Genomic DNA, 25,096 nt, shown 5'->3' with positions numbered 1-25,096 from the left:
TCCTTTATCTCAGTCGAAGAGCTCCAGTCCATACGCCGCTAAAAGGCGCTTCCGCTTTTCTATATTATCGTGAATCTCTAGTTTTGTTTTTGAATAGATGAATATGATCTAATGCTTTTCCTGTGCCAATGGCAACGCAATCAAGTGGATTCTCGGCTATTAAGACCGGCATTTTTGTTTCTTCACTAATGACACTGTCCAAATTACGAAGGAGCGCACCCCCGCCGGTAAGCACAATCCCGCGGTCCATAATATCGGCGGCAAGTTCCGGTGGTGTTTTTTCCAAGGTATTCTTGACCGCTTCAACAATCGCAGAGACCGTATCTCGTAATGCGCCTGCAATTTCTTTGGCAGTTATTTCAATCGTCTTTGGAAGACCCGTTAATAGATCGCGGCCGCGAATCTCCATATTGTCGATACCTTCAGGGTTCCCAGCAGAGCCGATTTCCATTTTAATCGTTTCAGCCGTACGGTCCCCGATCATTAGGTTATAATTTTTCCTGATATAAGAAATGATCGACTCGTCCATTTCATCACCAGCCACTCGGATAGAAATGCTTGTGACGATTCCACCTAATGAAATAATCGCCACTTCAGTCGTTCCGCCGCCAATATCAACCACCATGCTGCCGGTTGGCTCCCAGACTGGCAAATTGGCACCAATCGCAGCCGCAAATGGCTCTTCGATTGTATAGGCATCCTTCGCACCTGCTTGTCTTGTCGCATCGATTACTGCTCGTTCCTCAACAGCGGTAATCCCTGAAGGAACACACACCATTACATATGGATTGCCAGTAAATATATTTTTACTTTTCTGTGCTTGACGAATATGGTACTTCATCATCGCAGCTGTTGTTTCAAAATCAGCAATAACTCCATCCTTCATCGGTCGTAAGGCGACAATATTCCCTGGTGTCCGCCCAATCATATTTTTCGCATCGTTCCCAACCGCAACAATGTTTTTCGTATCAGTTTGCATCGCCACTACTGATGGCTCGCGCAGGACAATCCCTTTTCCTTTTACATATACAAGGGTATTCGCAGTCCCCAAGTCAATCCCAAGATCTCTTGCTCTAATTCCAAACATAGTTTTGTATCTCCCTTTCTAAACCTAAATGCCAAATTTCCAATTGGTAGGTAATCACTTTAATATCATGTCTTTTTTCTCAATATTTATCTAGTTAAATGTTAAGCAGTCCTGAAAAATCATAACCATTATTATAACGCAACGTCAATTAAAATCATAGTTTATAAATAACCTTTTTCCTTCAGACTCACAAACTTATTCTCGCCAATGATTAGATGATCGAGCAAATCGATGCCAATGATCTTGCCGCATTCGACAAGTCGTTTTGTGACCTCAATGTCCTCACGGCTAGGTGCCGGGTCGCCAGAAGGATGATTATGCGCGGCTATAATCGATGCCGCGGAGCGTTTTAACGCCTCACGGAACACCTCCCTTGGGTGGACAATCGAGGCGTTTAAGCTGCCAATGAAAATCGTTTGCTTATGAATGACTTGGTTTTTTGTGTTTAAATACATACAAACAAAATGCTCTTGTGATAAAAAGCTCATATCATTCATCACGTACTTTGCTCCGTCCTCTGGAGAGCGGATGACATATCGGTCTTTATAATCAAGATTGGCTATCCTCCTGCCGATTTCGACGGCGGCGAGGATTTGAATGGCCTTAGCCGAACCTATACCTTTTATCTCCGTCATTTCTTCGAGGGTTGCCGCTTTTAATAGCCGCAGCCCTTCAAAATGGGTCAGCAGTCGATTCGACAGCTGCAGGACCGATTCGTCTTTTGTTCCGGTTCGAAGCAAGATAGCGATCAGTTCATGGTTGGATAAGCTTTGTGGTCCATGTTGAATAAAACGTTCTCTAGGCCGTTCATCTTGAGGGAAATCTCGAATCATTAATGTATTGGTGGACACTTTTTTTCCTCCCTTTTAAAGGGAGTTAATGAACTAAAAAAGTTTAATACGGCAACTGAAAGCCTGCCTTTTTCAATTCTCGAATCGTTCGTGAAACCGGCAGTCCGACAACCGCAAAATAGTCTCCATTTATTTTTTTGACAAGCATACTACCGAGCTGTTGAATGCCATACGCACCTGCTTTATCAAGCGGTTCCCCACTTTTTACATATGCCCATATCATGTCGTCCGTTAACTCCCAAAACCAAACTTCTGTTCTTTCGAAAAATGTTGTGGTACCAATTGGAGACACAATCGCTACACCTGTAAACACTTCATGCTGCCTACCTGACAAGCTTTTTAACATCGTAAAAGCTTCTGCTTCATCTGCAGGCTTTCCTAAGATTTGATTATCCGCAACCACAATGGTGTCCGAGCCAATCACATAGGCATCCTGGTTTTCTTTAAACACAAACTGTGCCTTACGGTTAGCTAACTCCATCACTACCTCCTTAGGAGAGAGAGCAGGGTCAAAACTTTCATCAACTTCGCTACTTGAAATCGTGAATGTTAAACGGAGAGTTTCTAGAAGTTCTTTTCGCCGTGGAGAAGAAGAGGCCAAAATGAGGTTCTGCATGTAATCACCTTACCTTTTTGGAACGAATTAGGGAGATACAATTCAATCGTATCAGAAATTGTAGTCGCAAACAATTTTTATATCATTAAATTTTGATGGAATATGTAAAATTATGCGGTCGTTTTTTCAATATTAACAATGTGAAAAGCCTATCAAAGTTTGATAGGCTATATTTCCCGGAAAATATCGAGCATTGTCGTTTATTGTTTACTTAGAGAAATATAAAGTTAGGAAGTTTAGTAAGTGCTGTTGAGCATCGCTAAGATTCTTTTCATCTTTGGTTTCTTGAAATGTCTTAACTTTTTCACTTGCACTAACTAATTCCGCCTTTAAATCTTTTATCTTTTCATTTTTAACGCTACTTTTTAAAGTCGTTTCAATGTCTGAAAGAATTTTACTTTCATCCTCAGAAAGACTCTTTGTCACAAGTGCAGTTGAACTAGTGAGGGATAGCGTTTGATAAATGGCAGGTATTGCTTTTAAAAAGGTCTTTTCTTTATCGGTGATATTAGTAAACTTTTTTTCGTCTAATAAAAGCGGCTTTGCAAATACATCTTCAATGCCATTTTCTTTATATTGGGCCCCTAGTGCTTTCGCTCCTTCGATGGAATCGGCCACACCTAGAAATAAATAATACTTGCCATCTATTTCAACTGATTGGGTGGGAACATTTTTCGAAGTTAGACCAGCCGAAGTTTCTTTGGCACCAGCCTCTGAGGAAAAAACCCCGCCTTGAATAACATAAGCGGTTAACTGAGAGATTGCAGCGGATGAAGTATTTTTGCCTTCAGTGGTTTTCGTGTCAGTTTCGATCGGATGATTTGTGACTTCTGTTGGTTCTGTTATTACTGTCTTATCGGATGGGGATGTCATCACTAGCTTTAGCATGACCACACCAATCGTTGTTCCGATCAGAATAGCGAAGACGGCTGAAATTAAGATTGTCCCTAAAGGACGGCTGTTTTTCTTTTTCGTATTTGATGTGAAAGTGGCGATTTTTGGGAAGGTTGATTTTTTACTGGTTTGACTGGGTCCAAGTTTAAACTCCTCAATATCGTTTTCGGAAGACTCCGGAATAATCCAATCAAAACTTTCATCAACAGACTCCTGTGCTGCCGCCGTCTCAGTAAATACATCTGCTTCTGAAGGGTCCCTATTTATTTTAATCACTCTAGTAGGAAGGGGATCGATGTTTGTTTCTTCCTCTTTTTTTAGGGGAACATCCTGAAGGATCTTGTGTTCTCCATTTAATTTAATCTTGATTGTATTGCCTTTGTTAGGCTTGTCCACTAAACCGTACTCCTCTCTCTTCCGATGGGTAATTGGTTTCATCCTAACATATAGGCAAAAAAAAATAACAAGACTTTTGTCGTCTTGTTATCGTAGACTTTCGCCAAATTATTTACTAGTTTGCCATGGTGGTAATTATGGCTGAGTTTGTGCCGTATCCGGAAACTGACTTAAGGGATTATCTTTATTTGCCGATTCAGGTGCATCAATCTTTGGAACCTCTGCTTCCAAATCTGTTAGTTCAGGCATATAAAAGGCAGATGCAGTCAACATGTACGTAAATGGCTGACTTGCTTGTTCAAGTGAAGTGATTTCCGATCCACCTGCATAATCAATCGATTCTATTACAACGATCCGCTTCAAAGATTCGAGAGTTTCAATAAACTTTTCAAATTCTTCATAACTTGGGGATTCCACGCTCAGACTAACAGTAAGTTTTTTAAGCCCCTTTGGTGCCTCTGGTTCCGACTGTATATTGGTGCCAGTTTGAATTGTTTCTCCCTGAGTTGTCGAATTTTGATTAGTAGAACTATTTTGCTGTGCATTTCCATTAACTGCATTATCCTGACCCTCGGCAGGATTAACCTCTGCATTTTTCGTAAAGGTCATCGATTTAATTTGACTATTAGAAATAGTTTCAGCCTTTTCTAAATCTAAAATTAACATTTCTTGAAGTGGCTCGACAGGGACCTTTTTCTGTAATTCACGAGTATCTTCAGTCTGTTTTGTTTCAGAGTTTGTCTTCCTTTGACTGATTATTTCCAAAAACTTTTGTTCTGTTTCTAAAGCTTGCTGCTTAATTCCAATATCTGAATTTAATGGTGTAAGTATAAGTAACTGAGCATAAACAATAACAAGTACTAATAAAAGAGTGCCGGCTCCAATAATAAGTTTGTCTCTTTTAGAGAATCGAAGCTTCACGAATCCTTCACTCCTTCCTCATCTTGCTTGCTCTTCTTAAGAATCTTCTTAATTGCCTCTTTGTCAAACTTTATTTCGAATTGTCCAGTATAACGGGGGAGAATGTTGCTGGTTGACATGCTTGTTGTACCGGTTAAATCTCCAGTTGGAAAATCATTTTCTGAATTTTGATTCGTTGTAGTAGTTGAGTTATTTGGGCTGTTCTGTAAAGCTGTAGTATCTGATGACGAGTTATCTTGAATTATTTCAGTTGAAGTCGTATCTGTTGTAGATTGAGTTGTAGCATCTGTTGTCGTACTCGGTGTATTCGCTTGGCTATTTGAAGCTACTGTGTTAGTAGCAGTGGTTTCTGTTTCAGATGTTGTTGTAGCTAACGAACTTAGACTTGCTTCTTCAATCCATTTTGATCGATTGAGACTATCTAAGAAAAAGGCTGCTTCTCTTGCACTATCAAATTGAACGGAAATGGCAACTGAACCTGATTCTGTATACCCAAAGGATTGAATAAAGCCACGCTCAGGCAATAAAGCTGTTAAGTGTCGCATTACTGGAATCGTTTGGATGGGATATTCGTTTACCCAATCAATTGCACTTTTTAATTGGCTAACGGAGTCAGCTGAAGCAACGGTTTCGCTCTTTTTATCTTGTTTTTCAGCAATTTGCTTCGTCATTGTAATTTGTTTGTCCAATGACGTTAACTCATCTTTTAGTATTTGGGTTTTCCAAAAGTAAAAACCACCAATTAAGATTATTAGTGCAAGCAAACAAGATAAAGTAATAAGAAAACTAATCTTTTTCGGTTCTTTTTGAGGAAGCAAATTAATATCAACTAACATCATTTCACCTCTTTTAAAGCGAGACCAAGAGATAATATTAAATTAGCCGGTACGCTTCCTGTTTTACCAGTTGATTTTTCATCTAGTGATAGCAATTCGACGGGCACATCAAATCTTTCTTTCATTTCATCCCCAATTGCTTGAAGCATTGGATGGTCACCATTTAGTAAAAACTTGTTGACATCCCGTTTTCCATTACTAAGTGTATATCGATAATAATCAATTAATTTAATTAATTCTTTAAAAATATCTTCAAACTGATTGACCAATTCATCAGTATCACCAATATACTTACATCCCATTAATCCCAGGTTATCCCTTTTAATATCCCATTGCTCCAAATTAAACGGTAAAGCGAACGGTCGCATCACAACAGGAACTTTATCTTCAAAAATGCATAAGTTAACACTTGTCATATCAAACTGGACTGTAATAAGTATTTCATTTTGCTTAGCTTGTTCAAGCGCATAGTATAAACGATAAAGTGCTAGCGGAGAAATATCTGCAGCGATCGGGGTTAACTTCACACTTGTAAATAACTCCGAATATTGCATTACATTTTGTTCTGGTGCTGCAAACAGCAGTAAATCCTTTGTTTTCCCATTATCCGACAGCAGATAAAAGTCAAATACTGGTTCCTCAAATGGTAAATGGATCGTTGAGCCAAGCTCCAAATACAAATAGCCCTTCATTTCATCATCCTGTATTTCTGCGGGTACAGACACTTTTCTAATGATGACTAGTTGATCCGGAACGATAAACCGGATCGAACGCCGAGATATTTTCCACTCGTCAATACACTCATCTAAGATATTGGTTAAGGCGTCATTATCAATAATTTTCCCATCATGGATGATACCTGGCGGCAGAAAGCGTTCCCCCCACTTTTGCGCAACTGGAGGATCCATTTGCTTCAATTCAAGATAGCGAATCGAGTGGTCGTTTAGTACCAGGTTGATAATTCGATTTTTGGGTGTGAAGAGGGAAAATGCCATGTAAAAAACCCCTTAGTTAAAATCCTTTTTGTAAAAAACTTAAGTACAAATCAATTAATTCTGATCCCCAATAGTAGGCAGTAAGTGTACCAGCAGCAATAAAAGGCCCAAATGGTATAGGTTGACGTCTTTGAACGATTTTAAAGAGTATTGCTAATCCACCTATGACAGCTCCAAATAATGTTGACAGAAAGAAGGATAACAGGGCAAGCTTAAACCCAAGGACTAATCCAATGACTGCGTAGAGTTTAATATCCCCGCCGCCCATTCCACCTTTGCTAACCAGGGCAATGATTAACAGGAGTGTAAAACCAGTAATAGCCCCTAAAAGACTATCCCACCATGGGCTAAGCGGCCAAAATATCCGTTCCAATAAAAAAATCCCTGCAAACCAAATCAGAATTTTATCAGGGATGAGCATGTAATTTATATCTGAAACTATGATAATCATAAACATTGAGATTAGTGTTAAAGCAACGACTAACTCTCCTGACCACCCTATAACTAAAGGGGCTGTCATAAACAGGACCCCAGTGAGCAATTCAAAAATTGGATAGATAGGAGAAATCCGCGACTTGCAGCCGCGGCATTTTCCTCCTTGAATTATATATGAAACCACAGGGATGAGTTCTAGAGGTGTTAATTTATGCCCGCATGTTGGACATGTTGAGCGCGGGGCTATTATAGATTTATTAAGAGGAACTCTTAGTCCAACAACATTAAAAAAAGAGCCAAAAATTAATCCATAAATAAATAGCAAACTATTTATCATTTATAGTCTAGCAATTGCTGTTCTGTTGCTTCTGGTGCTCCTGATGGAGTCGTTGCACCAACTAAGGCTACGGAACCATGCCCAGATAATGTATAAGTATATTTCCCTGAGGAAACAAATGTTACGTGCACTGTGTAACCTGTATCTTTTACATTATCTAATAGAGAACCTAATTTAGAATTATCTAATGTAGTACTAGCAGTTACATCATTAGAAGAACAATATAATTTAGCTGCATTAATAATTTGTACACCTTCTGCAACTGTCGCCTTTTCTCTAGTATGACTAATTACATTACCAATTGCAGGTATAGCTATTGCTGCAATAATACCTAAAATAACGATAACAGCAAGTAATTCAATTAATGTTAATCCGCGTTGGTCTTTAAGCTTATTTTTTAATAATTGATACATAATTCCACTCTCCTTATAGTTCTATAAACCTAGTAATATTATCTCTTGTAGTATACAGTAATTCACAATGTGAAGAAAAGAATATTTTTTGGTAATTTATCTTATTTTCTCGAACTTTTTGTTTTTTTGTCACTATTTAGTATTTTTTCTCAAATTGGTTAAACATCTCAAACATAGGTACCATGATAGAGGTTACAATCGTTCCAACTAGAGCCGCTAAAACAACAATCATCAATGGCTCAATCAATGATTTAAGTCGGTCTGTTCCAGTTTCGACTTCCTTTTCATAGAACTCAGCAATTTTTGAAAGCATCGCATCTAACGCTCCCGTTTCTTCTCCAATAGCAATCATTTGCGTAACAAGTGGAGGAAACGCCCAATGGCTTTTCATCGGCTCAGTCATCGAGCGACCTTGCTCTAATGAATTGCGTGACTCACGAATTACTTTGGCTATTACTTCATTTTCAACCACTTTTTCCACAATTGACATGGCTTGTAATATTGGTACAGAGCTAGAGAATAATGAACTAAGTGTTCGCATCATTCGAGCTATTGCAGCCTTTTGCAACATTATCCCAAATATAGGCATTCTTAAGAGAATGTAATCTAAATGATATTTCGCCTTTTTATTTTTATTTAAGTACATTAATAAAAGGATAAACGAAATAATTATTATAGCAACAAGCCACCAGAATGATTGCATAAACTCACTTGCAGCCAGTACAAATCTTGTTATAGCTGGCAATTGACCACCAAGGTCATCAAACATATCTACAAACGTAGGAACAACCGCAACAAGTAAAAAGATCACAACTGCAATAGCGATAACTCCAATCACCATTGGATACGTTAGGGCAGAGACAATCTTTTGCCGAGTATAATTTTGTTTTTCAAAATGATCGGCTAACCGCTCAAGCGTATCATCGATATTCCCGCTTACCTCTCCAGCCTTAACCATGTTAATAAACATTGGACTGAATATTTTCTTGTGCTTAGAAACAGCTACTGAGAGTGAGTTACCTTCTCGCAGGTCCTGCTCAACACTAAATAATGCCTTCTTCAAACCCTTGCTTTCTGTCTGAAAAGCTAGAATCACTGTTGCTTCAACCACAGTAACCCCTGCTTTTAAAAGAGTAGCAAATTGCCTTAGGTAAATAACAAAGTGCTGTAGCTTTACAGGAGAACCAATTGATATATCCTTAGTCAATAGAGTTTCGGGGGTTTCTGTCATTTCAATGACTCTGATTCCCCCATCTTTCAGCTTGGACATTGCATCCCGCTTTGAATTGGCGTAAACGGTACCCTGTCGTTTACCACTTCGATCACGTCCGGAATACTTATATCTAGCCATTAATTGCTTTCTCCTGCAGATATTCCTGAGCGGATTCCTTCAGGATAATACCTTTTTCAATTAGCTCTTTAATACTCATTTCAAGTGTGTGCATTCCCTGGGCTCGGGATGTTTGCATTGTACTTTCTATTTGATAAATCTTTTCATTTCGAATTAAGTTAGCTATTGCAGGATTATTTACCAAAATTTCCGTTGCTGCTTTCCTGCCTTTTTTATTTGCGGTAGGAAACAAACGCTGTGAAATAATGCCCACCAAAACCGAAGCTAGCTGAATCCGTATTTGTGGCTGCTGTGTCGATGGAAATACATCGATTATTCGGTTAATGGTTGCTGGTGCACTTGACGTGTGTAGCGTACCTAAAACCAAGTGTCCTGTCTCTGCAGCTGTAATTGCCACTGAAATAGTTTCCAAGTCACGCATCTCCCCTACAAGAATGACATCTGGGTCTTGTCTAAGGGCAGCTTTTAGTCCACTAGCATAGTTGTTGGTGTCAAAACCAACTTCCCGTTGATCAATTATCGAATTTCCGTGTTTATGGAGATATTCAATTGGATCTTCTAAAGTAATGATGTGCTTACGCATTGTTCTATTCATATAATCAATCATTGAGGCAAGCGTAGTAGATTTCCCACTCCCTGTTGGACCAGTAACTAGAACTAGACCTTGAGGTTTCTCTACCAATTTAGCTACTATATTAGGTAAGTCTAAATCGTCAATGGATGGCACCTTTGAAGCAACCACCCTTAATGCCAATGACACACTTTTCCGTTGATGATACGTATTCACACGAAAGCGTGAACTACCAGGAACTCCATAGGAGAAATCAAGCTCCCCTTTTTCCTTGAACGAATCCCACATATTTTCGGGTACTATCGCCTTTGCCATAGCTTCGGTGTCAGCTGGCAACAATATATCTGTTCCATATCTTTTTAAGTCCCCATTAATTCGCATAACAGGTGGAACACCCACTGTTAGATGAACATCGGAGGCTTTATATTCAATTGCTGCTCGTAATATTGCGTCAATTTGTTCTTTCATTGTAACAATCTCCTACTCCAGAATTGCAACTCGCAATACCTCTTCAGTTGTTGTTAACCCTTGTTTTACCTTTAATAACCCATCATCAATTAAAAAGATCGTCTTATTTTTCACAGCAATATCCTTAAGTCTTTGAAACGATTCCCCATTCATGACAACCCTGCGGATTTCCTCATTAATGACAAGAATTTCATGTAGCGCTACCCTTCCTTTATATCCGGTCATATTACAGGAAGAACAGCCCTTCCCACGTGGAATTATGTCAATTTTCATGCCACGCTTTGCAAAAATTTCTCTTTCGCGTTTTGATGGCTCTTGTTCCTCCATACAATCACGGCAAACCTTGCGCACAAGCCTTTGGGCCACTATTCCGCTCAATGAAGAAGCAAGCAAAAACGGTTCTACTCCCATGTCAAGTAATCTAGTGACCGTCCCAACAGAGTCATTCGTGTGCAATGTGCTCAGCACCAGATGTCCAGTTAATGAGGCACGGATGGATACTTCGGCTGTTTCCCTGTCCCGAATTTCTCCGACCATGATAATATTTGGATCTTGACGAAGAATCGATCTTAAACCCGCCGCAAAGGTCATGCCAACATTTGGGTTTACTTGAATTTGGCTGATTCCTTCTAATTGGTACTCAACCGGGTCTTCAATTGTAATAATATTAACTGCTTCACTGTTTAATCTATTAAGTGCAGCGTAAAGGGTCGAGGATTTTCCTGAACCAGTAGGGCCTGTAATTAATACAATCCCTGTTGGCTTTTCAATCATCTCAGTAAACCTCTTCATATTGAGTGCGTTAAAGCCAAGTTTGTTTAGGTCATTTAAGGTTGAGCCCATGTCAAGAAGCCGCATAACTATTTTTTCACCATAAACCGTTGGCAGCGTTGAGACACGGAGGTCAACGGGATGAAAGTCAAGATTTATTTTAATCCGTCCATCCTGTGGAACCCTGTGTTCGGTGATATCAAGATTGGACATAATTTTAATTCTAGCGATTAACACACTTTGCGTGGTTTTAGGTAGAACACGCTCGACCCTTAACACGCCGTCGACTCGGTACCGAACAACTACCTTAGTTTCTTGGGGGTCAATGTGAATATCACTTGCTCTTTGGATCACGGCATTTGATAGAAGCTGATTCACTAGCCGGACAATCGGTGAATCTAAATCGGTGATATCTTCTGCTCTCCCTTTTTCATTTTGAGGCAATTCATCGAGCAGTTCATCAAATCCATCGTCAACATCATAATACTTATTAATCGTCCGTAAAATATCATCTTTTGTCGCAATTGCAGCTTCAATTTGAAATCCGGTCGATAAGCGTAAATCGTCAATAACAATAAAGTCCATTGGATTTGCCATTGCGACAAACAGTTTATTTCCATCTCTTTTGAGCGGAATAATTAAATTCCTTTTTGCAGTCTCTTTTGAGATCAGTGAAAAAAGATTAGTTTCAAATGGATAATGAAATAGGCTTATATGAGGAATTCCAAGCTGAAACTCCAGCACTTCAACCAATTGTTGTTCTGTAATATACCCTCTTTGTATTAACGCTTCACCGATCCTTTGATTGAGATCCTTTTCCTCCATCGTGGAGTGAAGCTGCTTAGCTGTAATTAAACCTTCTTCAATTAACAAATCACCTAGTCGTTTCCGTGCTTCCCTCATTTTACATCCCTGCTTTTATTTTGGTTGTTCATTTGGCTTTCCCCATAAGTCATTTTCATTCGAATCCTGTTGGGGATTATCAGATGTAGTGGTCGTTTGATTTCCGTTTGGATTGAATGCTTCTTCATTTTGGCTACTATCATCAACCTGATTGCCGGTGGATTCAGTAGTTTGTGTAACTGATTGCACACCACTAGCAAGTCCGTGGATTTCGATTTGATACGTTGGCGGATAATAATCCTCTGAAATTAGCTCGCTCTTAATCAATTCATCGCCTTGATAAACTTCTCTATATACCTTAACAATTTGACCATTTGCTCCCTTAGTTTGTACCTTCATTTTTCCTGGGTGAAGCAACGGGCTATATTGAACGATTGTTTTAGGTGCTAACTTCTGTTCGTCCTTTTTGTTAATTTGATATTTATAAATTAATTTTCCACCCATTAAGGTAACCTTCAGCTGATTGTTTTCTAATTGAAGTTTAAGAATATACTTTGCTTTATTGGGATTTGATATCACAAAATCAGCCTTTTTACTGGGATTTACTTTAGCTTCGTATCCTAGGATCGAATAATTTGGTAATGATCTGCCAATATTCCGTTCAACAATTGAAAAATTTGAAGGTAGAATCGCTTGATAAATACCTGTCGCAATAACATTTAATGAATCTGTATCATCGATCTTTTCTTTTTCAGCAAATTCTAACAATGAAAAAGTGGACCCTTCAGGAATTTCAATTTCAGAAATTCTCTCGATATCAGATTGCAATCCCAAAGGAATATCTGTTATTGAGATTACTGCTTTATTTATAATTGCATCCTTTTTTATTTTTCCAGCAAGTAGGTAGTAGTTATTATATAAATCCAAGGTTTGTGAACCCGTTTCAAATAGTCCAGCCTTCGAATTTAAGTCTGTTGTTAGTTTTTCGATATTAAAGTCACTGGTTTTTATCTGTTGGAAAAGCATTTCTACCTGTTCTTTAACCTGTAATTGATTAACTGTAATATAAGCAGAGTTTTTTTGCCCATCCTTGATAGAATCGACTGTTTGCTGAGCATCTAAATGAAATTCGGTTAAATCAAAGGGAGCTCTCTTTTCACCATACTGTAGTTCAATAGACTTGTTCTTAAGCCATTCTGCGTACTTTTCCTTCAACAAACTTATTGCTTCATCAGATGTTTTTCCAGATACATTTAACATCCCGATTGTAGTCCCATCTAAATATTTTCCATCATCGCTGGTAATTTTGTTAAATGCTTTAGCACCGTAATGGGTAAAGCTAAAAATAAATGACGTACCTAGGAATAGGACTACAAATAACTTCATCATTTGTTGATTTTTACGCACAAGTCCTGCCTCCCTTCAACTTATTCCTTAACCTCTGCTTGAAAAATCGGTATTATATTTCACATTTAAGTTACTTTTGTAAGCTAATCTGTTCTGTTGGTTTAATTTCTTCTAAAATGTCTCCTTCTCCAGAAGCAGCTTCTTTAGGCGCCAGCATAAAATCAAATAGTGAGTCTTCTATTGAATCTTCTTCTATTTCGAATTGTCCAGGTTTTACGACATTTTCTGTGAGATCGGGAATTTCCTCTATTAAATCATCCACATCTTCAGTCTTTTCTTCTTCAAAAGCTAGCAATCTCTCAAGATCAGATAAATAGCCAATCTCTAGCTCATTTTCTCTTATTTGTATTTCCACATCATTTTCCCGATTTCGTTCCAATAAAAACGAAATATCTTCATCTAATATCTCCAGATTTCCGACTAACTCTATTTCTTTATCTGTTATTGATTCTGGTTGCTTTACTTCAATATCTGTGACCTTTTCCAAATTTACTAAGGAAGAATCCAATATAGTTGGCAATTCATCGTTTAATTGTACCGATTCAACATTTATTATCCTTTCCATTCGGTTTACGATATTTTCTATTGTTTCTTCCTTTACAGGATTTGCTTTATACAATAATTTTCCGATACGATTGTCCATAAAGTAAGCAATAAAAAAACTGAGAATTCCCATCAAAAGTGCTGTCTGCCACAAAGGAAAAGACGCTAATGCAGCCACTCCACCAAGTGCAAGTAAGAAGCTAATTATTACTAAGATTAACTTACCTTTAAAGGTTAATCCAAGTTGTAGACAGGATATGAACAACATGAGAACAAACATAGATCCTAATGCCCAAATGACTATTTGCATCTATTCACTCCCTTTATATCAGTTCATTTATACTATATAAATACTTTTTCTTACAAAAAATATTAACTTTAAACATTTTATTCAAATAAATGACATAATCCGCCTACTAGATATTGTATAATACTATTATCTATTTTAAAAGAAGGCGGTGAACTTTTTATGAAGGGAAATCTCCATAGTCAAAAAGGACTAACCTTAGTAGAAGTTCTAGTCTCGATAGTATTGCTGGCTGTTGTTTTAACTTCATTCTTAAGTTTTTTTACTCAATCAGCATTATTTACCAAAAAAAATGAACAAAAACTAGAAACAATGGCTACCGCACAAAAATACATTAATTTAATCGAAGATGTCCCTAAAACAAAATTCGCTTCATTTAATCCGAATCTGCTGAATGAAGTTCCATTAACTGAAGATCAAATAAGGAATTTGTTTGACCCTCCATTAGCTAAAAGTACCTATAATATAAGGGGAAAGTTAATTATTACGCCAAATACTGAAAACCTAATTCAATTTACCATAATTGTCGAAGATCCCAACGATATAAATAATAGATCGACAACTTATACGTACATTCGGAAGTGAGCTGAAGCTATGAGGAACGAAAAGGGAATTACCTTAATTGAATTGTTAGTTACGCTTTCAATTCTCATGCTTATATCTTCACTAATTTATGGCGTCTTTATTGGAGTCAACAAAAATTATAAGCAAATTTCGGAAAATAATAATTTAAGGCAAGAGGCAAATATTATCTTGTCGACCTTAACAAACTATCATCAAAAAAAAACTCTTCATTATATTGATGCCACAACAAAAATAGAGACATATAAAATTAAATATGACCCTATTAATAAAACTGCTTTTGTTGGTAAAACGACTGCAGATATTGCGCTAGTAAATGGCAGTTTAAAGATTGAACTTAAAGTGGGACAACCAAACTATCAAGAAATACCAAACGAACAGACAATTAACCCCTATCAGCCTTTATACGTCAATCTAAAGTTAACAAATAACACTGGAAAGTCTTATGAAATTAATACGATTATTAAGCAATATTAAGGGGTGGTCACCATCAAGAATGAAAAAGGTTACACTTTAATTCTTGTTATCATTATCATTACAATAACTATGATTTTGGGACTTGCTTTAAGCAGCGCCGCTCTCAGTACAAGAAAGCAGTTCGATAAAACCGATAATCGGAACAGAGCAACCGATTTAGCAGAAATGGGAATCACTTATTATCAAGCTGCAATTAATAATCTTATCGCTACTACTCAAACTGTAACTAAAGTGAACAATACTAATTTTTGTTCTGAATTTTTAAGCCAAGAAGGTAAAAATACAACCTTATATTCTTCTAAGCTTGTTGATACAAACGGAGATCAGTATAAAATTGATAAAACTACAGCAATTGCTTGTTCTAATACAGGCTCATTCAAATTTAACTTTACTAGTACGGGCACAACTAAATCTGGTGAGGTAAAACAACTTCAAGGTACTATCGCTATTTCGCAAGTCAGGATAGGCAAGAATCTTCCAAACTATTTAAATTTCACGAATTCAGGGATCAACAAACAGGTTAATTATTCTATAGAGTTCTCCGCTACTGTGTATCCTAATGGAGTTTCTTTTACGCCAGGTCTTACCATTGTCGGAGGAAATATATTGACAGTTGGTAAAAGCGCTTATTTTGAATCCATGGAGATAAATGGGGGATCACAAGTTATAGTCAAAGAGGATGCAATCATTAAACAAATCAAATCGGTAAATGGAAATACAAATCTTAAAATTTATGGTGATGCTATATTCCTAAGCCCAACACCAAGAATTGATCAAATTTCAGGACAAGCGGATATATGTATTTATGGAAATATATATACTGTTCAAACTATTGATGGAAAACAAGTATTAGTAGACTACAATAATTTCTCAACTTATTTTAGAAACTCTTGTCAAAATTCCAATTCTAGTTGGACTGTAAATCCCGAAAGTGGTGTAACAGTCACATATCAATAATATAAAAAGCCGGTTCAATTAAATGAACCGGCTTTTCTCTGCTTTTATTAAAATAATAAGAAGGAGTTTAACACGACGAATACTCCGCCACCCGATTCCTTCCAGCCCGTTTCGCTCCGACATAAAGCGCTCGATCAGCATGTCGAATTAACGCTAGGGAATCTTCGGCATCCTCAGGTGCTGTTGCAACCCCAATCGATGCGGTAATCATTACTTTTTGCAGTGGTTTTTCAAGATCTAAAGAATGTCTAATTGTAAATGGCCAGTTCGAGATCATTTGCCTAATTTGTTCTGCCATTTGGAAGGCCTCTTCTTTTTGTGTATCAGGTAATAGAACGACGAATTCTTCTCCGCCATATCGTGCCACTGTGCCATGACCACCTACCAATTTAGTTAATCTACTGGCAAGTTCAAACAGGATTTCATTTCCACCCTGGTGACCATAGGTATCATTAACTGCTTTAAAATGATCGATGTCTAGAATTATTAACGATAGCGTTCGACGTTCGAATCGAGTTAATCTTTCGAATTCTTCGGTTAGGAGGTTTTCAAAGTAGCGATAATTGTACAGCTTCGTTAACGAGCAATGTTCACTTTGCCTTTTTGTCAGTTCATAATGCTTTGCATTTTCGATGGCAACGGCAAAGTGGGAACAAAGGATATCGATAATCATCAGCTGGAATTTTTCAAAGGCTCGTTTTCGCTTGGAGGCAAGTAATAATACGCCGATCACCTTCTTGCTTCTCACGATTGGCACCCCGAGAATACTTTCTGCATCATCGGGGATATGGCCATTCGAGTGTTGAGCCCACTCTTTTCTTGCTGTATATAAGAAGGTCTTTTGCTTGCCCCAGACCATGCCGCTAATTCCCTGGTTTTTCTTCACAGGTGGTAAATCATTAAGAATGCCCTCTTCAATTCCCCGAACCAATCGAAGTTCATCATTCTTATCTACCTCGAATATATAAGCATAATCGACGGGAAGCATTTCACTCACTTTTTGGATTAACAACTCAACTACATCATCAACCTTTAAGCGTTCGGCCATTTGATGACCAATCTCGGCAGCCTTTTGTAAATAGCCATTGATTTTTTCACTAGAATAATAGAGTCTAAAGATCATCGATAAGCTGACAAATGGGATTCCCACAAACAATAGAGCTAAACTCCCGACTGAATTATAAAGGATATACAGAACAAACCCGATTGGGAAGGTGATGAAGGTGGTAATCGACTCAACAATGAAATCTTTTCCAAAATAGGATTCTTTACTTTTATAGATAAAGTAAAGGTTGAATGAGACAATGATTTGATTCATGGTATAACTGACGACGGCATAAAGGAGAGTTAGCCATAGCGACTTGGTGTCGAAAGCAAAATTAGGACCTGGTTTTCCACCGAGCATGTAATAGACAATTCCACTCGTTAAGGAAACGAGAAAAAACATATTCAGGTTTACTGGCATTCGGTATAATTCACCTTTGCGCAGGATTCTTAACTTTAGAAGTAATACGACCACGGCTATTTGTGCAAAGATGATTTCAACAAATAATCCAAATCTTAAAAAGGTTGCCAGCGCCACCCATTGAATTAAGAATATAAACATATTATTAATGACTATAGGCATCGTTGCCACCACACAGGTTAACAACAAAAATCCAAGTAGACCTAACCATTGTCCATCGATATCTGGAGGATAAGTCTTATAGGTGAACCAAGTTCCGGCGGGAACCAATAGAAACCAGATAAGAAAAATAGCTTTCTTAATAGACGGTTTTACTTCCATGCTTATCCCCCTCACATTTTTATTTAGATAATATTATTTTACCATTATAAAAATATCTTGTCATAAAGAAGTTGTCTTATTTTTCAAATATTTAGCTAAAAACGGCTTTACTTCTGAAATAAAATAGAGCGACCCCGTTATTACTAACATGCTGTTGTTTTCTAGGCTTTGTATCTCTTCTAATAGATAAGGTCCCCAGTCATCGACGGCAAGTTTGTTTTGTGATTGGCTAATTTTCACTAATTCCTCTGCTTTCGCTGCCCTCGGAAAATCAAAGCTTACGAAGGTAATATGTTCTGATACTTGATCAAGCTTGGCAATCATTTCATCGAGCTTTTTATCTGTTAGCGCAGCAAAGACCACCTGTATTTCACGGTTTTGATATCGTGTCATTAATTCTTGGGTTAGAGCAGTAATCCCTTCCTCATTATGTGCCCCGTCGATAATAACTAGGGGGCGTTCAGAGAGGATTTCAAACCTACCTGGCCAATACGCCTTTATTAATCCGGTGCGAATCGCATGCTCAGTAAGGATGAACTCGCCCTGTTGATTTAAAAATTGCGCGGCGATCACAGCGAGGGCTGCATTTTCCGTTTGATGCTGACCAATCATGCTAATTTCTAACTCCCTGGCTGTTTCAAACTCGGTAATTATAGTAAACACTTCGCCTTTTGGTAAGGATGTATGGTGACTAATCGAAAATTCCTGCTCAATGCGGTAAATCGGTGCCCCCTTCATTTCGGCTTGCTCCTCTATGACCTTAACTGCCCCAGGTTGTCTAACCGCAGTAAAAATAGGGGTATTCAGTTTAATTATCCCTGCTTTTTCAAAGGCAATTTCCTCATAGGTAGACCCGAGGATATTGGTGTGGTCAAGACCAATATTGGTAATGATGGAAGCTAACGGCTGAATAATGTTCGTCGAATCAAACCGTCCCCCTAATCCTACTTCAAAAATAACAAGGTCTACTTTCCTCAAGTTCGCGAAGTAATAGAACGCCATTGCAGTAATTACTTCAAACTCCGTTGGTCCGCCAAGCTCTGTCTCTTCAAGTTCATCTGCAAACGGCCGAATGATATTGGCTAATTGGAGCATTTCCGCATCCGAAATCGGCTTCCCATTCACACTAATCCGTTCATTAAACTGTTCAATAAACGGTGAGGTAAACGTGCCGACTGTATATCCTCCTACTTCTATAATCGAGCGAAGGAAAGTAACGGTAGAGCCTTTCCCGTTCGTTCCGCCAATATGAACGGTCTTCATTTTTGTTTCTGGATTTCCAAGCTTGTCCATCATCCATTCCATCCGCTTTAATCCTGGCTTAATTCCCAATCTTAACCGCGCATGGATCCAATCTAGGGCCTCTTTATATGTAGTAAACATTTGCAACACCCCATCTGTTCGTATTTTCATAAGAGGAGACGACTCCATTGCTGGACTCGCCTCCTCTTTTTATTTAACCTCTTAATTCTTTAATTCGCGCTTCCACGATTGCTCTCTTTTCGCGATAATCATTTTCCTTGGCCCGTTCTTCAGCTACCACATTTTCAGGGGCTTTTTTCATGAAGCTTTCATTGCTTAGTTTCTTCTGAACTCGCTCCACTTCTTTATTTAAGCGGTCAAATTCTTTTTCCAGACGAGCTATTTCCTCGTCAATGTTAATCAGTCCTGCAAGCGGGAGGATGATTTCAACACCAGTAATAACAGCTGTCATAGCTTTTTCTGGTGTTTCAAGCTCCACACCCAATTGCAATTCTTCTGGATTACAGAAGCGCTCAATATAGCTGCGGTTATTCTCAAGCGATTTAAGAACTGTTTCATCCTTCGCTTTTACCAGCATTTTAATTTTCTTACTCATTGGTGTGTTTACTTCCGCACGAATATTTCGTACGGAACGAATCATTTCCATGAGCAATTTCATTTCTTGGGTTGCTTGCTCATCAGAAAGGGCTGGATTTACTTCAGGCCACTTCGCTGTCGTAATCGATTCTCCTTGATGTGGAAGGTTCTGCCAAATTTCCTCGGTGATAAATGGCATGAATGGGTGTAACAAACGCATCGTTTGATCTAAAACATGAGCCAAAATCGAACGAGTTGTTTTCTTAGCCGCTTCATCTTCACCATATAACGGCAGCTTCGCCATTTCAATATACCAATCACAGAAGTCATCCCAGATAAAGTTGTAGAGAGCACGGCCGACTTCACCAAATTCATAACGGTCAGAAAGTCGTGTCACATGTTCAATTGTTTCATTTAAGCGTGTTAAAATCCACTTGTCTGCCACTGATTTTTCACCGCTAAAATCAATTTCCTCATAGGTCATGCCGTCCATATTCATTAACGCAAAACGGGATGCATTCCAAATTTTATTGGCAAAGTTCCAGGTCGACTCTACTTTTTCAAAGCTGAAGCGTAAATCTTGACCTGGAGAACTTCCTGTTGAAAGGAAATATCTTAGCGCATCAGCACCGTATTTTTCAATTACATCCATTGGGTCTACGCCATTGCCAAGTGATTTACTCATTTTACGTCCTTGTTCATCACGAACTAGACCGTGGATGAGCACATCTTTAAATGGACGCTCACCAGTAAACTCGATGCTTTGGAAAATCATCCGAGATACCCAGAAGAAGATAATATCATACCCAGTCACTAACACATCGGTTGGGAAGTAACGCTTGAAATCAGCTGCTTCAGTATTCGGCCAGCCCATTGTTGAAAATGGCCATAATGCCGAACTGAACCAAGTATCAAGGACATCTTTATCCTGTTCCCAGTTCTCCGCATCTACAGGTGCTTCAGTTCCTACATATACCTCTCCTGTTTGCTTGTGGTACCAAGCTGGGATGCGGTGCCCCCACCAAAGCTGTCTCGAAATACACCAATCGCGGATATTTTCCATCCAGCGCAAGTACGTTTTTTCAAAACGGTCTGGAACAAAGTTTACTTTCGCTTCTTTATCCTGCAAAGCAATCGCTTCATTAGCAAGTGGCTGCATTTTAACAAACCATTGTGTAGAAAGATACGGTTCAACCACAGCACCGCTTCGCTCAGAGTGACCAACGGAATGTGGATGCTCTTCAATTTTGAAAAGAACACCTTGTTCTTGCAAGTCTTTCACGATTTGCTTGCGGCATTCAAAACGATCTAAACCTTTATATTTGCCAGCTTTATCATTCATTGAACCATCCTCGTTCATAACAAGAATACGTTCAAGATTGTGACGATTACCTAATTCAAAGTCATTCGGGTCATGGGCTGGGGTAATTTTTACCGCTCCAGAACCAAATTCCATATCAACATAATCATCCGCAACGATTGGAATTTCACGGCCGACAATTGGCAGGATAACGGTTTTACCAATCAGGTGCTTGTAACGGTCATCCTCAGGATGAACGGCAACCGCAGTATCACCAAGCATCGTTTCCGGACGAGTTGTCGCAACTTCAATATGTCCGGAACCATCAGCAAGAGGGTACTTCATATGATAAAACCCACCTTGAACATCTTTATAAATTACTTCGATGTCAGATAGAGCAGTTTTGGTGGATGGATCCCAGTTAATAATATATTCCCCGCGGTAAATGAGGCCTTTTTTATAAAGGGTAACAAACACCTCTTTAACGGCATCAGATAAACCTTTATCCAAAGTGAAACGCTCACGGCTGTAGTCTAAGCCTAAGCCAAGCTTCGACCACTGCTGACGAATATGAGAAGCATACTCTTCCTTCCACTTCCAAGTTTCTTCAACGAATTTTTCCCTGCCTAAATCGTAGCGGCTTTTTCCTTCATTGCGAAGTTTTTCTTCTACCTTTGCTTGGGTAGCAATTCCCGCATGGTCCATTCCTGGTAACCAAAGTACATCGTATCCCTGCATCCGTTTCATCCGGGTCACAATGTCTTGAAGGGTCGTATCCCAGGCATGGCCTAAATGAAGTCTTCCCGTTACGTTTGGCGGCGGGATTACAACCGTGTAAGATTCTTTGCTCTCATCATCCTTGGCTTCGAAAAACTTACCTTGTAACCACCATTCATAACGACCTTTTTCAATTGTTTGCGGATCGTATTTAGTGGGCATCGTTATTTCTTTTGTTTCCATTGTACAATTCCTCCTTTGATTCCTTTGCCAATACAAAAAACCCCAATCGTCATAAAAGGACGAATGGAGTTTGCTTCGCGGTACCACCTTTTTTCCAATCAAAAGTAATGATTGGCACTTATGTAGATAACGGAGTTAGTCCGTCTTCCACTAATAGGATTCATCATCCGTTCACAGAAGAAGCTCATGGGCGACCTTCCGACTGTCTGCTTAGGAAATCTTCCAGCTAATGATTCCCCTCTCTCGAAGCAGGTTTAAAGTCGTACTCTTCCCTGTCTTGGCTTTTATAATTAAATTATATTGTAATACTACCGAAAAAAAGGGTTTGACGTCAATAATGATAACCAGTTTTTTTATTTTTTATACTATATGTATCTTTTTTGGAGAATTCTCCGCTCTTGTGGAATATACATAAAATTAAATATCATATTTGTAAGGGGGAGGTTGCTTTGAAGAGGAATTTCCATAAATTTAAATACCAACCCTGGTTTCGAACGTGTCGGAGGGTTTGTGCGCAGTTAATTATCCCATTTGTAGTGTTCCAATTTATTCGAACATTGATTATTCCTACCTTCATTGATATCGTGTTATTGACCATATTTGTTGCCATTGCCGTGTCGATATATTTTGAAATCGTTTAAGGAGCCCATTCTGCAGGTAATTACTGCGGCTGGGCTCCTTCTTTTGCTGCTTCTGTTTGTTTATCAATCTCAGTCATTCGCATTACGACATACTCGGAATTTTTCAAATGCCAGTAGCGGTGCTGCAACTGGCGTACATATTTCAGCTCATTCTTTGGACGCTTTTTTCGATAGTAGCTTTCCGCCACTTGGATGATTGGAATTGGGAGTGCTAAATAGCTGAAGAATAATAATTTTTCATCGGCTTTAAAAGGGAAATATTTAAAGTAATGATAGACCCAATCAATGGCGGTATCGCTTCGTTTGGGGTTCGTATTTAAGGCTCTTGATAAATAAGGGAGGAGGTCATGAATGGGTGAACCATAACATGTATTCTCAAAATTAATAAAATATCCATACCCTCGATCATCATATAAAAAATGTTCAGGTGACAACTTCCCGTGCGTAATGACCATACGGGCCTTTTCATTGTCCTTCGTTTTTTCATACCATTCTTCAAATTTTGTTTTCGAGAAGTTCAGCGCTTGACTGATTTCATTGTAATAAAGGCAATATAACAATTCGAATGGTGACATGTACGTCTTCTTTTCACATTCGTCAATAAACCCATCAAGAAATTCCTGCTGTTTTTCATGCTGCTGAATCGTCTTTTCATAATGCTCGGTTCTTTCTTCCTTGTTCAAAGGTATTTCTTTGGCGGAAAGGCTATGCAGGCGAGCGAGCTCCCGAAAAAGCTGATGGTTTTTTTGCTCACGGTCTTCCTTTTGTTCATTTGACATCCAGGGCATTAAGTAATAAAGATAATTTTCATGTAAAACTGCATATCGACCGTCCATCGTCGGATAGATGGGGACAATGCGATTAAACCCTTTTTGGTAGAGTAAATGAACATGACGAATGAAATCGGTCCCTGTCGCGGGGTCAACCTTTTTCAAGGCAAAGGTTCCTTTATTAGAATAAATCTTTAGAACACTGCCAAAATCCTCGACAAAATTTGGTTCGATCTGGTAGTTTCTTAATATTGGGGCCAATCGGTCGATAGGGTTGGAGTTATTCATGGGAAATCAACTCACTTTCAATAGGAAAAGCAAATTGCCAATTAAGCCGGAGGTGCGTTTATGCATGAAATGAAGGTGAGCAGGTCAAAGAAACCCGCTCATCTTTTAATCTTATTTTTTTGCAAGGCTGCCTGGAATATATAAGACCTGACCTTCGTATATATCCTGATTGATTTCTAGATTATTGACGCGAAGGAGGTTTTGTACCGATACATCGTAACGATCCGCCACACTGCTCACGGTATCCCCCTTCTGAACGATACAAACCTTCACTTTTGCCTGAGCCGCACTTTCATCCTTCCGAGCAAAGAACTCAGTTAGCGTCATGCTTTTCTTTTTGGCTGGCTTTTTCTTTTTCACATTTTTTGGCGGTTCTTCATCAGATGAGGAAGAACTTTCTTCAGCCTGATGATGCACTTCTTCAGCATGAGCTATTGGGACTGGAACTGCTTCAACAACCTTTTCAGGTGCCGATTCCTGTGGCTGACTAGCTTCACTTCTTGCTTCTTGGAGATACCATGCTGGCTCGTTTTCTTCGCTTTGTTCTTCCTGGCTCACTTCACTTCTTGCTTCTTGTAAGTTCCATGCAGGTTGGTTTTCCTCTTCTTCTTCTTCTTCAAAGTCGTCCTGCGGTTGATAATTGAAGGTAGGAAATTTAGGTAAAATTTCTACACTCTCTTCTTCTTCTTGCTGTTTTCTTGCCTCTGCTTCAAAGAGGAAATTATCTTGGAAGTTGCTTTGAACAACTTCTAGTTCCACTTCGACTTCTTCCTCTTCTTCTATCTCAGGCTCGGCACGATGGACAACTTCAATTTCTTCCACTTCTTCCTCCTGCTGCTGTTCGCTGCCATATAAACCGCTAATGGTTAGCTCTGCGGCGAGCTTGAGGCAGCTGCGTTCAGGAATCGAATAGTCAAACGATTCGACGATTACATCGATATCGTAAATACTTTGAATCCGATTATTTGGAATCGTGATGTCAACTGGGAATCTATGGGTAAATTCACAGGTTCCTTCCTCCCGTTCATCAACCCTCTCGACAAACTTTTGTGATGTGACACCTTCATCATCAGTTTCATTGTTAGTTTCGTAACTTTTATATTCGCCTGTGAGTTCGAGCGAACCTTTTATTGTTACGTACTGATCGTTTTCCTGGATGGTAATGTCTGGGTCTAAAGAAATGGAGACAAGTTCTTCGACTTCCTGTCCTTTTCTAAACCACAAAGACTCCTCCAAGGAAAAGCGTAGGCACGATTGGTTCTCTTGGGACAAAGCGACTCCTCCTTTCGTTTCCTTCACGCAAAATCACTATGTCACTTACACTCTATGAGTCAAGGGCTTTATTTATGATAAAAAAAGAGTGTTGCTGGAAAAAAGAATCTTGTTTTTCAATGGGGGAATTGGAGTTATGTGTTTTTTTAGGGGTGTGGAGGTGGGTTTGTGGGGTAGGTTTG

General features: G+C 38.8%; 23 protein-coding genes, 1 pseudogene and 1 other annotated feature. Of the genes and pseudogenes, 4 read left to right on the top strand and 20 right to left on the bottom strand.

The features are described 5' to 3' along the window. Positions 1-64 precede the first annotated feature (64 nt). From V7121_RS11760 to V7121_RS11690, 15 genes and pseudogenes are all read right to left on the bottom strand, one after another. On the bottom strand, positions 65-1,087 hold the full coding sequence (locus V7121_RS11760; protein WP_335496711.1) for a rod shape-determining protein: 1,023 nt from the start codon (positions 1,085-1,087) through the stop codon (positions 65-67). Between the two features lie 161 nt (positions 1,088-1,248). Next, positions 1,249-1,938 carry a RadC family protein gene (gene radC / locus V7121_RS11755; protein WP_335546650.1) on the bottom strand — a complete coding sequence of 230 codons (690 nt, stop codon included), beginning with the start codon at positions 1,936-1,938 and terminating at the stop codon, positions 1,249-1,251. Positions 1,939-1,981: 43 nt separating this feature from the next. Then, complete coding sequence (locus tag V7121_RS11750; RefSeq protein WP_335546649.1) at positions 1,982-2,554, bottom strand: Maf family protein; 573 nt, start codon at positions 2,552-2,554, stop codon at positions 1,982-1,984. 207 nt (positions 2,555-2,761) lie between these two features. Beyond that, positions 2,762-3,844: a hypothetical protein gene (locus tag V7121_RS11745; protein ID WP_335546647.1), complete on the bottom strand. Its 1,083-nt coding sequence runs from the start codon at positions 3,842-3,844 to the stop codon at positions 2,762-2,764. Positions 3,845-3,979: 135 nt separating this feature from the next. Further along, on the bottom strand, positions 3,980-4,765 hold the full coding sequence (locus V7121_RS11740; protein WP_335496716.1) for a hypothetical protein: 786 nt from the start codon (positions 4,763-4,765) through the stop codon (positions 3,980-3,982). Then, a complete protein-coding gene (locus V7121_RS11735) occupies positions 4,762-5,604 on the bottom strand; it encodes a PilN domain-containing protein (RefSeq protein ID WP_335546645.1) in 843 nt (280 codons plus the stop codon). The genes V7121_RS11740 and V7121_RS11735 overlap by 4 nt, the downstream gene beginning before the upstream one ends. Then, positions 5,601-6,596, bottom strand: a complete 996-nt coding sequence (gene pilM / locus V7121_RS11730) for a type IV pilus biogenesis protein PilM (RefSeq protein WP_335496719.1) — start codon at positions 6,594-6,596, stop codon at positions 5,601-5,603. Before pilM ends, V7121_RS11735 begins: the two co-directional genes overlap by 4 nt. 16 nt (positions 6,597-6,612) lie before the next feature. Further along, entirely contained in the window at positions 6,613-7,116 is a 504-nt protein-coding gene (locus tag V7121_RS11725) for a prepilin peptidase (protein WP_335546896.1), read from the bottom strand. A gap of 3 nt (positions 7,117-7,119) precedes the next feature. After that, a pseudogene (locus tag V7121_RS11720) lies at positions 7,120-7,368 on the bottom strand (prepilin peptidase); the annotation flags it as partial. After that, positions 7,365-7,781: a prepilin-type N-terminal cleavage/methylation domain-containing protein gene (locus tag V7121_RS11715; protein WP_335546644.1), complete on the bottom strand. Its 417-nt coding sequence runs from the start codon at positions 7,779-7,781 to the stop codon at positions 7,365-7,367. The pseudogene V7121_RS11720 and the gene V7121_RS11715, both read right to left, overlap by 4 nt. 136 nt (positions 7,782-7,917) lie before the next feature. Further along, positions 7,918-9,132 carry a type II secretion system F family protein gene (locus V7121_RS11710; protein WP_335546641.1) on the bottom strand — a complete coding sequence of 405 codons (1,215 nt, stop codon included), beginning with the start codon at positions 9,130-9,132 and terminating at the stop codon, positions 7,918-7,920. Next, positions 9,125-10,171 carry a type IV pilus twitching motility protein PilT gene (locus V7121_RS11705; RefSeq protein WP_335496727.1) on the bottom strand — a complete coding sequence of 349 codons (1,047 nt, stop codon included), beginning with the start codon at positions 10,169-10,171 and terminating at the stop codon, positions 9,125-9,127. Before V7121_RS11705 ends, V7121_RS11710 begins: the two co-directional genes overlap by 8 nt. Before the next feature lie 12 nt (positions 10,172-10,183). Then, positions 10,184-11,845, bottom strand: coding sequence for a GspE/PulE family protein (locus tag V7121_RS11700; protein ID WP_335496728.1), 1,662 nt, complete (start codon positions 11,843-11,845; stop codon positions 10,184-10,186). A gap of 15 nt (positions 11,846-11,860) precedes the next feature. Continuing rightward, positions 11,861-13,192, bottom strand: coding sequence for a G5 domain-containing protein (locus V7121_RS11695; RefSeq protein ID WP_335496729.1), 1,332 nt, complete (start codon positions 13,190-13,192; stop codon positions 11,861-11,863). Positions 13,193-13,262: 70 nt separating this feature from the next. Continuing rightward, positions 13,263-14,045 carry a hypothetical protein gene (locus V7121_RS11690; RefSeq protein WP_335546639.1) on the bottom strand — a complete coding sequence of 261 codons (783 nt, stop codon included), beginning with the start codon at positions 14,043-14,045 and terminating at the stop codon, positions 13,263-13,265. Positions 14,046-14,204: 159 nt separating this feature from the next. On the opposite strand from V7121_RS11690, the gene V7121_RS11685 reads away from it, so the two are divergent. The 3 genes from V7121_RS11685 to V7121_RS11675 are packed head-to-tail and all read left to right on the top strand — an operon-like array spanning position 14,205 to position 16,058. Continuing rightward, on the top strand, positions 14,205-14,627 hold the full coding sequence (locus V7121_RS11685) for a type II secretion system protein (protein ID WP_335546637.1): 423 nt from the start codon (positions 14,205-14,207) through the stop codon (positions 14,625-14,627). A gap of 9 nt (positions 14,628-14,636) precedes the next feature. After that, positions 14,637-15,101: a PilW family protein gene (locus V7121_RS11680; RefSeq protein ID WP_335496733.1), complete on the top strand. Its 465-nt coding sequence runs from the start codon at positions 14,637-14,639 to the stop codon at positions 15,099-15,101. 3 nt (positions 15,102-15,104) lie between these two features. Beyond that, entirely contained in the window at positions 15,105-16,058 is a 954-nt protein-coding gene (locus V7121_RS11675; protein ID WP_335546635.1) for a hypothetical protein, read from the top strand. A 67-nt stretch (positions 16,059-16,125) separates the two neighbouring features. Here V7121_RS11675 and V7121_RS11670 read toward each other — a convergent pair whose 3' ends face one another. The 3 genes from V7121_RS11670 to V7121_RS11660 all read right to left on the bottom strand — a co-directional run bounded on the left by V7121_RS11670 (position 16,126) and on the right by V7121_RS11660 (position 21,943). Then, positions 16,126-17,844 carry a sensor domain-containing diguanylate cyclase gene (locus V7121_RS11670; protein WP_335546633.1) on the bottom strand — a complete coding sequence of 573 codons (1,719 nt, stop codon included), beginning with the start codon at positions 17,842-17,844 and terminating at the stop codon, positions 16,126-16,128. A 60-nt stretch (positions 17,845-17,904) separates the two neighbouring features. Then, the gene (locus tag V7121_RS11665; RefSeq protein ID WP_335546894.1) at positions 17,905-19,227 is read right to left on the bottom strand and encodes a bifunctional folylpolyglutamate synthase/dihydrofolate synthase; all 1,323 of its coding nucleotides are present in this window, start codon (positions 19,225-19,227) and stop codon (positions 17,905-17,907) included. 73 nt (positions 19,228-19,300) lie between these two features. Then, entirely contained in the window at positions 19,301-21,943 is a 2,643-nt protein-coding gene (locus tag V7121_RS11660; RefSeq protein WP_335546631.1) for a valine--tRNA ligase, read from the bottom strand. A gap of 52 nt (positions 21,944-21,995) precedes the next feature. Next, positions 21,996-22,231: a binding site (T-box leader), on the bottom strand. Positions 22,232-22,392: 161 nt separating this feature from the next. Between V7121_RS11660 and V7121_RS11655 the strand changes: the two genes are divergently transcribed. Then, positions 22,393-22,584 carry a hypothetical protein gene (locus V7121_RS11655; protein ID WP_335496745.1) on the top strand — a complete coding sequence of 64 codons (192 nt, stop codon included), beginning with the start codon at positions 22,393-22,395 and terminating at the stop codon, positions 22,582-22,584. Positions 22,585-22,604: 20 nt separating this feature from the next. Here the strand turns inward: V7121_RS11655 and ysxE are convergent, their stop codons facing one another. Together ysxE and spoVID are read right to left on the bottom strand one after the other, a co-directional pair. Next, positions 22,605-23,642, bottom strand: coding sequence for a spore coat protein YsxE (gene ysxE / locus V7121_RS11650; RefSeq protein ID WP_335546629.1), 1,038 nt, complete (start codon positions 23,640-23,642; stop codon positions 22,605-22,607). A gap of 111 nt (positions 23,643-23,753) precedes the next feature. Then, positions 23,754-24,941 (bottom strand): stage VI sporulation protein D, encoded by a 1,188-nt coding sequence (gene spoVID / locus V7121_RS11645; RefSeq protein WP_335496749.1) that lies wholly within the window; start codon positions 24,939-24,941, stop codon positions 23,754-23,756. Positions 24,942-25,096 lie beyond the last annotated feature (155 nt).

The sequence above is a fragment of the Neobacillus drentensis genome (assembly GCF_036962125.1).
Classification (GTDB): Bacteria; Bacillota; Bacilli; order Bacillales; family Cytobacillaceae; genus Neobacillus; species Neobacillus drentensis_B.
This window is presented reverse-complemented; position numbering and strand designations above follow the sequence as displayed.

Excerpts from the sequence above, each read along its gene's own strand:
- V7121_RS11735 (WP_335546645.1), bottom strand. The coding sequence starts at position 5,604 with ATGATGTTAGTTGATATTAATTTGCTTCCTCAAAAAGAACCGAAAAAG.
- V7121_RS11690 (WP_335546639.1), bottom strand. The coding sequence starts at position 14,045 with ATGCAAATAGTCATTTGGGCATTAGGATCTATGTTTGTTCTCATGTTG.
- V7121_RS11710 (WP_335546641.1), bottom strand. The coding sequence starts at position 9,132 with ATGGCTAGATATAAGTATTCCGGACGTGATCGAAGTGGTAAACGACAG.
- V7121_RS11670 (WP_335546633.1), bottom strand. The coding sequence starts at position 17,844 with ATGGAAGTAAAACCGTCTATTAAGAAAGCTATTTTTCTTATCTGGTTT.
- pilM (WP_335496719.1), bottom strand. The coding sequence starts at position 6,596 with ATGGCATTTTCCCTCTTCACACCCAAAAATCGAATTATCAACCTGGTA.
- V7121_RS11760 (WP_335496711.1), bottom strand. The coding sequence starts at position 1,087 with ATGTTTGGAATTAGAGCAAGAGATCTTGGGATTGACTTGGGGACTGCG.
- V7121_RS11700 (WP_335496728.1), bottom strand. The coding sequence starts at position 11,845 with ATGAGGGAAGCACGGAAACGACTAGGTGATTTGTTAATTGAAGAAGGT.
- V7121_RS11750 (WP_335546649.1), bottom strand. The coding sequence starts at position 2,554 with ATGCAGAACCTCATTTTGGCCTCTTCTTCTCCACGGCGAAAAGAACTT.
- V7121_RS11665 (WP_335546894.1), bottom strand. The coding sequence starts at position 19,227 with ATGTTTACTACATATAAAGAGGCCCTAGATTGGATCCATGCGCGGTTA.
- V7121_RS11715 (WP_335546644.1), bottom strand. The coding sequence starts at position 7,781 with ATGTATCAATTATTAAAAAATAAGCTTAAAGACCAACGCGGATTAACA.
- ysxE (WP_335546629.1), bottom strand. The coding sequence starts at position 23,642 with ATGAATAACTCCAACCCTATCGACCGATTGGCCCCAATATTAAGAAAC.
- V7121_RS11705 (WP_335496727.1), bottom strand. The coding sequence starts at position 10,171 with ATGAAAGAACAAATTGACGCAATATTACGAGCAGCAATTGAATATAAA.
- V7121_RS11660 (WP_335546631.1), bottom strand. The coding sequence starts at position 21,943 with ATGGAAACAAAAGAAATAACGATGCCCACTAAATACGATCCGCAAACA.
- V7121_RS11725 (WP_335546896.1), bottom strand. The coding sequence starts at position 7,116 with ATGACAGCCCCTTTAGTTATAGGGTGGTCAGGAGAGTTAGTCGTTGCT.
- V7121_RS11685 (WP_335546637.1), top strand. The coding sequence starts at position 14,205 with ATGAAGGGAAATCTCCATAGTCAAAAAGGACTAACCTTAGTAGAAGTT.
- V7121_RS11680 (WP_335496733.1), top strand. The coding sequence starts at position 14,637 with ATGAGGAACGAAAAGGGAATTACCTTAATTGAATTGTTAGTTACGCTT.